The 10124-nt window shown below is 31.9% G+C and carries 9 protein-coding genes; all 9 read left to right on the top strand.

The window, feature by feature from the left end:
* The coding region (locus ABJM36_RS03025) for an oligosaccharide flippase family protein (protein ID WP_348449038.1) at positions 1 to 1526 on the top strand (1526 nt) is incomplete at its 5' end.
* Between the two features lie 4 nt (positions 1527 to 1530).
* Positions 1531 to 2802, top strand: a complete 1272-nt coding sequence (locus ABJM36_RS03020) for a hypothetical protein (RefSeq protein WP_348449036.1) — start codon at positions 1531 to 1533, stop codon at positions 2800 to 2802.
* A 9-nt stretch (positions 2803 to 2811) separates the two neighbouring features.
* A complete protein-coding gene (locus ABJM36_RS03015; RefSeq protein WP_348449034.1) occupies positions 2812 to 3780 on the top strand; it encodes a polysaccharide pyruvyl transferase family protein in 969 nt (322 codons plus the stop codon).
* A gap of 18 nt (positions 3781 to 3798) precedes the next feature.
* Positions 3799 to 4899, top strand: a complete 1101-nt coding sequence (locus ABJM36_RS03010; protein ID WP_348449032.1) for a glycosyltransferase family 4 protein — start codon at positions 3799 to 3801, stop codon at positions 4897 to 4899.
* Entirely contained in the window at positions 4900 to 6024 is a 1125-nt protein-coding gene (locus ABJM36_RS03005; RefSeq protein ID WP_348449030.1) for a glycosyltransferase family 4 protein, read from the top strand.
* Positions 6024 to 6593: a hypothetical protein gene (locus ABJM36_RS03000; protein ID WP_348449028.1), complete on the top strand. Its 570-nt coding sequence runs from the start codon at positions 6024 to 6026 to the stop codon at positions 6591 to 6593. The genes ABJM36_RS03005 and ABJM36_RS03000 overlap by 1 nt, the downstream gene beginning before the upstream one ends.
* 56 nt (positions 6594 to 6649) lie before the next feature.
* On the top strand, positions 6650 to 7735 hold the full coding sequence (locus ABJM36_RS02995) for an EpsG family protein (RefSeq protein WP_348449026.1): 1086 nt from the start codon (positions 6650 to 6652) through the stop codon (positions 7733 to 7735).
* Between the two features lie 24 nt (positions 7736 to 7759).
* Positions 7760 to 8650: a glycosyltransferase gene (locus tag ABJM36_RS02990; protein ID WP_348449024.1), complete on the top strand. Its 891-nt coding sequence runs from the start codon at positions 7760 to 7762 to the stop codon at positions 8648 to 8650.
* 65 nt (positions 8651 to 8715) lie between these two features.
* Positions 8716 to 10116, top strand: coding sequence for a hypothetical protein (locus ABJM36_RS02985; RefSeq protein ID WP_348449022.1), 1401 nt, complete (start codon positions 8716 to 8718; stop codon positions 10114 to 10116).
* Positions 10117 to 10124: the final 8 nt, after the last annotated feature.

Genomic DNA, 10124 nt, shown 5'->3' with positions numbered 1-10124 from the left:
TTTTGAGCCAATTAAAAAAAGGAGCCTTTTTAAACTATGCCACCATAGTTTTAACCAATGTTATTGGGTTACTAATGACGCCTTTTATTTTAAACCATTTAGGTAAATCCGAATATGGAATTTATCTAACCATTGGCGCATTAGTGGGTACTATTTCTTTATTAGATTTTGGTCTAAACAACACCATTGTTCGGTTTGTAGCCAAATATCGCGCCGAAAACGACAGTAAAGGACAAGAGAATTTTTTAGCTACTACGATGTTGTTGTATTTAATAATATCAACGGTAATAGTTAGTATTGGTATTATTTTCTACAATTATATCGATACGTATTTTACTAAAATGAATTCCAACGAAATTGAAATTGCTAAAACCATATATAAAATTTTTATATTTAATCTAGCAATAGGTTTGCCAGGAGCTGCTTTAACCGGTATTTGCTATGGTCATGAAGATTTTGTGTTCCCTAAAACGCTTAATATTATTCGATACATCCTACGTTCTATAACTGTGGTTGCCGTATTATTACTAGGTGGTAAAGCCATTTCTTTAGTAATTATAGACTCTGTTTTTAATGTTCTTATTATTAGTATTACTAGCTACTATGTATTTAGAAAGCTTAAAGTGAAGATTAAATTACACGAATTTTCACTTAAATTTATAAAACACATATTTAGTTACTCGACCTGGATCTTTGTTTTTGCGCTAGTGTCCTTATTTCAATGGAAAGCTGGTCATTGGGTATTGGGCCGCATTAGTCCTCCAGAAGTACTTACCATTTATGGTATAGGTATTGTTCTAGGCACCTATTATGGCGCCTTTTCTACCGCCATTTCTAGTGTGTTTTTACCAAGAGCTACCAAAATGTCGGTAGATGATGCCTCAGGTGAAGAACTCACAGATATGATGATTAAAATAGGACGTTTATCCTTTATAGTCCTTATGTTTATTTTAACAGCATTCGTGCTATATGGTCAGCAGTTCGTATTTCTATGGGTTGGTGGCGAATTAGGTGAATCTGGTAGTTTTCAATCTTGGTTAATCGCTCTGATGATAATGGTAGCCTACACCCTACCCTTAGTGCAAGGTTTTGGTAATTCTATTTTAGAAGCCAAAAGCAAATTAAGATTCAAAGCCATATTATATTTATCCTTTATGTTAATAGGAACCATTTTGGGAGCACTACTAGCTGAGAAATATGAAGCTATAGGTATGATGGTTGGTACGGTAATAGCGTGGTTAATCGTTCAAAATGTTATGAATTTTTATTACCATAGAACCATTGGTTTAAATATTCCTAGATTCTTTAAAAGTCTTTTAAACAAAACATTTGTGGTAGTTGTTCTAGCTTTAGCCATTGGTTATGCTATTAATTTTATTCCGGGTATAGGCTGGTGGAATTTTATAATTAAAGCAGCCCTATATGCTATGGCATTTTCAGTGCTCATGTACAACATGGGACTAATAGCATTCGAGAAACAACTATTTAAATCCACATTAAGTCCCATACTTAAGTTCTTAAAATAATACCATGGTAAAACTTAATAACATACAATTAGCGGATGGTAATCATAACATAGTTTATGATTACACCACAGGTGCTGATTCTAAAAAATATTTTAATAAAAATGCACCTTTTTATTCCAAATACAAACAGGATATATCACGTGTACCACACAGTATTTTAGCGATTCCTTTTGTATCTAACCTTATGCCTATTGCATGGTTTGCTGGTTTCGATATAGAAGTTCCTGAATTAGACGAAGACTTTTTTAACGCTTTAAAGCAAGTTAAAATTGAATTTGAAAAACAATTTCCGGAATATGAACTAAAAGGCGACTTAAACGTATTAAAACTAGTAAAAAACAACATAAGTTCATCTAACTCTGCCATGCTGTTTAGCGGAGGTGTTGATGCCTATGCCACCTATATTCGTACTTTTTCTGAAACCCCCGATTTAGTAACCATTCTTGGTGCCGACATCGAAATTGAAGACCAATCACAATGGCTAAGTTTCACCAATTTTATAGAAGAAGAACCTTTACTAAATAACAACAAGAAAAGGTATATCGAAACAAACGTTCGTGAGTTTTACACCTATCAAGTGGAGTTATTACTAAAAGACATGGGCTGGTGGGGCAAAGTTCAACATGGTTTATCGTTAATAGGATCACTTGCACCAATATCTTATGTAAATGGTTATAGTAAAATTTATATTGCGTCCTCCTACACCGAACAAATTGATATCGCTTGGGGTTCTACACCACAAATCGATCAAAGTATTTCTTGGGCAGGTGTTCAAGTGTTTCACGATGGCTACGAACTTAAACGTCAAGATAAAGTCGATTTAATCACACAGTTTTCAGAAGAAAAAAACACCAATTTTAAATTACGCGTTTGCTATTCCGAATTACGTAGTGCTTTTAATTGCAGTAAATGCGAAAAATGCTATCGTACTATTTTAGGGCTAATTCTTAATGGTAAAAACCCAAATAATTATGGTTTTAATGTCGATGAAAATGTTTACACCAAAATGTTTGAAAACCTTAACTATGGTAATGCTAGTAAAGGGATGCAGTATTTTTGGTGGGAACTTATGGAAAAAGCAAAAACCAGTAATGCTATATACACCTTTAAAGATGAAGCTGTTGAAAAAATACAGTTGGATAGAATTAGAAACGGCGAAATCCATACTATTTTAGAGCAAAAAATAAATGCGCCTAAGAGTAAAAAAAGTAAATTAAAGTTTATAATCAGAAATAAATTTTCTGGTTTATACAAAATATATAAAAAATTAAGATAGCCCTTTATTATGAAATACGGATTACTAAAATATGACGAAAACAAACGCTTTTTCAATGTTGGCGATAACATCCAAAGTTTGGCTGCTAAACAGTTTTTACCAAAAGTTGATGAGTATTTAAATAGAGAAAAACTGGGTGAATATCATGGTAAAAAAACCAAACTCATTATGAATGGTTGGTTTACCCATAATATTCATAATTGGGTACCTTCAGAAGATATTGAGCCCTTATTTGTGTCTTTTCACATGAATAATACAGCGGCGCCTTTTATGTTAAGCGAAAAAGGTATTGCCTATTTAAAAAAACACGAACCTATTGGTTGTCGAGATAAATTCACAGCCCAAACCCTTATCGAAAAAGGAATAGATGCCTATTTTACAGGTTGTTTAACCCTTACTTTAGATTCGTATAAGGTGGACGACTCAGAGCGTGGCGACGATATCTATATTGTAGATCCATTATATAGCTACCCACGACCAGAAAAAATATTTTACAACGCCAAGGCTATAGTACGAAACATACTAAATGGCACCGCTTTTCAACTAAATAAAAAGAACAAACATTTAAAGAATTTTATTAGTCCAGAACTTTTAAAATCTGCACATTTCATTAATCAAGAGCCACCATCAAACACCTATTCTACCGCAGAAAAATTTGAAATGGCAGAAGATTTATTAAAAAAATACGCTAAAGCCAAATTAGTCATAACCTCTAGAATTCACTGCGCACTCCCTTGTTTAGCTATGGGCACACCAGTGATTTTTGTTAATGGCTTTAATAGTTTTGTGGACTCTTGCCGTTTTGATGGTATTCTAGAATTATTTAATAGAATTGATATTGATGATAAAACTGGAAAATTCACCAATAATTTTAATTTAGAAGGCAAAATAGATAAAAACACAAAAATAAAGAATCTTGAAAAGCATCATGATTTGGCAAATGCTTTAAAAAGCAAAGTTAAAAGTTTCACTTCTTAAAATTAAAGCATTAATAATATGAAGTTAGTATACATTGTAAATAGAATAGACGGCCCTGGAGGATTAGAAAGAGTACTTTCTATAAAGGCCAGTATGCTAGCTGATGACTATAATTACGATGTGCATATAGTAACCTTAAATCAAGAATCAACCGATTTATTTTATGAGTTTAGTAACAAAATTCAATATTATAACATATCGGCGACGGGTAACCCCATATCTAAAATATACAAATACATTACTAAACTAAGAAAAGCAGTAAAAACTTTAAAACCAGACGCCATTGCAGTTTGTGATGATGGCTTAAAAGGCCTGTTCCTCCCCATTCTTTTAAGTAAACCTGTTCCTATGGTTTACGAAAGACATGTATCGCGACAAGCTGAGAATCAAAATGATAAAAAATCATTTTTATCAAAATTTAAAGCCTCAACGACCTTTAAGTTAATGAATTTTGGTGCCAAGTATTATAATAAGTTTGTAGTTTTAACAAAAGGCAATTTAAATGAATGGCAATTAAACAACATAATAGTTATTCCTAATCCGCTTTCTTTTTACCCATCTGAAAGTAGTACTTTAACTAATAAAACGGTATTAGCGGTAGGTAAACAATGTTATCAAAAAGGGTATGATAGACTATTAAAAAGTTGGCAGATAGTTCATGAGAAGTTTCCTGATTGGACGCTTAAGATATATGGTACAATCAGTAAAAAAGAAAAACTTGATACCTTAGCTAACACACTAAATATCCAAAATAGTGTTAAGTTTTACCCTCCGGTAAAAAACATTAAAGATAAATATAAAGAAGCCTCTATCTATGTTTTATCATCGCGCTATGAAGGTTTTGGTATGGTTTTAACAGAAGCTATGGCATATGGTGTGCCATGTGTAGCTTTTAATTGTCCTTATGGTCCATCAGACATCATTACAGATAAAAAAAATGGGCTTATGGTAAAAAATGGAGATATTAATGGTTTGGCTGAGGGTGTCATCTCGCTTATTAATAATGAGAACCTTAGAAAAAGCATGGGGGAAAGTGCTAAAATAGATGTTAAACGTTATTTTCCTGAAAAGATCGTAGCGCAATGGAATGACTTATTTAATAGTTTAATACAAGATTAAATGACAATTGTTTTTTTTATAGACCAGTTTTATATGCATGGAGGTATTGAAAGAGTACTATCTATAAAGGCTAATTATTTAGCAAATGATGCAAATAACACAATACATATAGTAACTACGGAACAAAAAAACAATAAGTCGTGTTATGAGTTTAATGCTGCAATAAAATTTTCAGATTTAGCAATAAATTATCATAGAAATAAATCATATTTCCATCCAAAAAATCTGATAAAATTACCGCAACACATTTACAAAAGTAAAAGGATTCTAAAAAAAATAAAACCAGATATTGTTGTAGTATGCAGCCATAGTACAGATACTTATTTTATACCTTTTATTTTAAAAGATATCCCAAAAATAAAAGAGTTTCATTATTCCAAATCAATTGAAATTGATAAACGATTAAATCCGAGAAACAAAATAAAAAGGTGTTTTTTAAAATTTGCTGATTACGTTGAATCAAAATACGATAAGTTAGTTGTATTAAACAAAGATGAACAAAAATATTACAAAAGTCAAAATACAACTATAATTCCTAACCCATTAACCTTTTGCCCTAAGGATAAAGCAAAATTTGAAAATAAAATAGTTATTGCAGCTGGTAGAATAGCTCAAGTAAAAGGTTTTGATCTTTTAATTGATATTTGGGATCTTGTTGCTACCAAAAATAGAAATTGGCAGTTACACATATATGGTGATGGACAGCAGGACTATATAAATTTTTTACAACAAAAAATAGATGATAAAAATTTGGGAGATGTAATAAAGTTACAAGGCGCTACTTCAAATATTCAAGATAAAATGCTAAATTCCAGCCTATACGCTATGACTTCACACAATGAATGTTTTCCTTTGGTATTATTAGAAGCCCAAGCTTGTGGTTTACCTATTATTGCCTTTGATTGTCCGCATGGTCCAAGAAATATTATTTCAGAAAAAAATGGGGTCCTTATAGAATTATATAATAAAGAACAATATGCTAAGAAATTAACTAATTTATTTTCAAATGAAGAATCACTTAAGAAAATGGGTAAATACGCAAAAAAAAATACTAAAGGTTACACTGTAGAAGTTATTATGGATAAATGGAAAAATTTGTTTAATGAGTTAATAAAAATTGGATAATGAAAACCATATTATATATTATCTATAAATTATTTTTAATACCTCATGTATTAATTTATTTAACAAGTTTAAATAAAGCGGATATTGATAAGGATTTAATTCGTTGGTCAAGTGCAAAAAATATAGATAAGAACAATATTGGTTTATTACTTCATTTCTTAGCTCTTTCACCAGATTTTAGAACTTTATTTTATTTCAGAACTAGAAGTTTGTTTACACACTTTTTAAACATCTATTGTAGAAAACAAAATAATTTCACTATTGATTTAAACACCAAATTAGGAGGTGGTGTTTTAACAGGGCATCCCTATTGTACTATATTAAATGCGGATTCCATTGGTGAAAATTTATATGTTAACCATTTGGTAACCGTAGGTGAAGTAAATGGAAAAAGACCAACTATAGGAAACAATGTTTCCATTTATACAGGAGCTATAATTATAGGAGGTATTAGCATAGGTGATAATGTTATAATTGGTGCAGGCTCTGTGGTTACTAAAGATATCCCAGATAATTGTACGGTTGTAGGTAATCCCGCAAGAGTTATTTCGAAAAAAAACAGTAATTAGCCTTTAGAATATAGATATTTGATAATAGATTAGAATACACCTTATTACAAGAATTAATGAATACAATAGTACCTTTAGAACTTTATTATACTGTTTATATCAATGTATGCTTGTTTTTAGTACTATTTACACTTTTACATACTTATGTCTTAGATTTAGACGACAAAAAAAATATTCAGTACATTACTATTACAGGTTATATCCTATTAGTTTTTTCTATTATATATATTGGTCAACGCCCGCCTAGTCATATATTTGGAGATACCATTAATTATTACAGAACGTTTCTAAAATATAGTAATGGGGCATCAATAGGTGATGTAAATGACTTTGGGTGGCATGTTTTTCTTAAATTTATGTCTGGCGTATCTAGTATTTATACATTCTTTACTATTTGTGCCTTTATTTATATTTTTCCTTTATATCGAATATCAAAAGAGTTTTTTAAGGAATATTGGTTTTACGCATTCTTTATGTTTATTGTATCGTTTTCGTTTTGGTCTTATGGCGTCAATGGCGTGAGGAATGGCGCTGCTTGCTCCCTTTTTTTATGGGGCGTAAGTTACCATAAAAATAAGGTGGTTATGGCCTGTTTATTTCTATTAGGAACTTTATTTCATAAAACGGTCTTCCTTCCCATATTTGCTTTTATAATTACTTATTACTATAATAATCCGAAAACCTTTTTAATATCATGGCTAGCCTGTATACCTTTTTCGTTTATTTTAGGTGGTACATTTATTACCCTATTTAGTTCTTTAGGCTTTGGTGGTGATGAAAGACTTTCTGGATATTTGTCAGGAGATGCCATGGATAATGCTGGCTTTAGGTGGGATTTTATTTTCCATAGCGCGTTTGCCGTTTTTGCTGCTTGGTATTTTATTATTAAAAAAGGGTTTAAGGATAAATATTATTTTCAATTAGTTAACACCTATTTAATTTGTAATAGTTTTTGGATTTTGATTATCACAGCTAATTTTTCAAACAGATTCGCTTACTTATCTTGGTTTATGATGGCTATTGTTATTATATATCCCTTACTAAAACAGAAATTTTTTAAAAACCAACATATTATGATAGGTAAAGTTATGCTTGCATATTTTTCATTTACTTTTTTAATGTACCAATTATACTATAACTAATTATTAAGAAACCCAATACATTGCATGAAAACACTAACCGTTTTTACCCCGACATACAACCGTGCGTATTGCCTTGATAAGTGCTATAAGAGCCTAATTAAGCAATCCAATCAAGATTTTTTATGGCTTATTATTGATGATGGTTCTACCGATAATACTAAAGACTTAGTACAATCGTGGATTAACGAAGATAAAATAGCCATACAATACCAATACCAAAAAAACCAAGGCATGCATGGGGCACACAATGGGGCGTATCGCATTATGGAAACGCCATTAAACGTGTGTATTGATAGTGATGATGCGATGGCAGATGATGCGGTTGATGTTATTCTTAAAACATGGAAAACCATTGAAGATAAACCTGAATTTGCTGGCATTGTGGGGCTCGATGCCGACGAGTCTGGCAAACTTATTGGCACCAAAATACCAGAACATATTAAAGCAACAACGCTTTACGATATTAATAATACCTTAGGAGTTCAAGGTGATAAAAAGTTAGTATATAGAACCGAGGTTGTAAAAAAATATCCCCTCTACCCTATTTTTGAAGGCGAGCGCTTTGTTCCGCTTGGCTATTTATACCAATTAATAGATCAAGATTATAAGCTTTTACCTATTAATAAGGTACTGTGTGTGGTGGAATATATGGCTGATGGTTCTAGTTTAAACATGCTAAAGCAATACAGAAGACATCCTAAAGGCTTTGCGTTTTCAAGAAAGAGTAGAATGGAATTATCACCTAGTTTTAAGGTGAAATTTAAAAATGCCATACATTATGTGTCTTGTGCCCTGTTTACCAATAACTGGAAATTCCTTCAAGAATCACCAAAAAAAGGCATCACGGTTTTGGCTATTCCCTTTGGGATTTTATTAAATATATATATTAGACTAAACACAAAGCCAGGTGCTTAGCAGCGGCTTTTTAGAGAACACATGTTAACAGCGAAAGATAATAACGCGTAAAACACAAATATAATATGGGCGGTTTAAAAGAAACGATTTATAATACAATGCCATACCCTTTTAAATTTGTTTTATTAAACATTAAAGGCTATTTAAACAAAAAACAACGCTATAATGCACAGTTTGAAACTTTTTTAAAAGAATTTATAGACTTATGGCAAGCGGACGGTGCCACCATAAAAGCCTATCAGAAAGATAAATTAGTGGTATTATTAACCGAAGTGTTAGAACATTCGGATTGGTATAGCAGCATCATGAAAAATTTGGGCATTACAAAAGCACAAATAGAACAAGACCCCTTTAAGGTGCTAGCCAAAATGCCCATCCTGGAAAAAACGGATAGAAAAAATAAGGTGGAAGCCCTACTAAATAACAAACGTGAAACAGCTATGGTTGGGCACACCAGTGGCACTTCGGGCTCGCCAACGGTAGATTATATAGACAGAGAGTCCATAAACTCATCCTTTGCCTTTTGGAAACGCTTTCATCATACTATAGGTGTAAAACCCTATACCAAACAAGTTCGCTTTTCGGGGCGGTTAATAGTTGATGCTAAAGCCAAAAAACCGCCTTTTTGGATGTATAATTATTTTGATAACCAACTGTTAATGTCCACCTACCACCTAACAGAAACTAATTTAAAACACTATATTAAAAAATTAAATGCCTTTAAACCTAAATTATTAGACGGCTACCCGTCTGCCCTTTACATTATTAGTAAGTATATTAATAAACACCATTTAAAGCTAAGCTTTATACCAAAGGCAATTGCAGTTACAGCAGAAACCCTGTACGATTATCAAAGAACCGAAATAGAAAAAGCATTTCAATGCAAAGTTTATAACCAGTATGCTTCTAGTGAAGGCAGTCCGTTTATTACAGAATGTACTGCAGGACAATTACATTTAAATTTAGATTCTGGTGTTTTCGAATTTATTAATATTAAAGGGGAACCCGCCAAACCTGGTGAAATTGCTAAATTGGTAGTTACCAGTTTTATTAATTATCGAACACCATTAATTCGTTACAGTATAGAAGACACCGTCTTATTAAAAAGCAAAGATACCGTGTGTTCCTGTGGTTGCGAAATGCCTTTAATAGAAAAGCTAATAGGTCGTGAAGATGATATTTTATGGACCGAACCTAAGGGCTTTGTTGGCCGTATGGATACCGCTTATAAAGGTTTAGAAGGCATTAATAAAGGCCAAATAATTCAGGAATCCCCAACACGTATCATAATAAATCTAGAAACAGATGCGCTATTCACAAAAGAAATGGAAACACTATTTTTAAATAATTTAAAGGATAGATTAGGAGACAATATTGAATACAAACTAAACATAGTAGATTCAATTCCTTTAGGTGCCAATGGCAAATTTGTTGCCGTAAAACGTAAATTTAAACTCAACTTTTAAATTAAGTT

Source organism: Algibacter sp. (genome assembly GCF_039977455.1).
Taxonomy (GTDB): Bacteria; Bacteroidota; Bacteroidia; order Flavobacteriales; family Flavobacteriaceae; genus Algibacter_B.
This window is presented reverse-complemented; position numbering and strand designations above follow the sequence as displayed.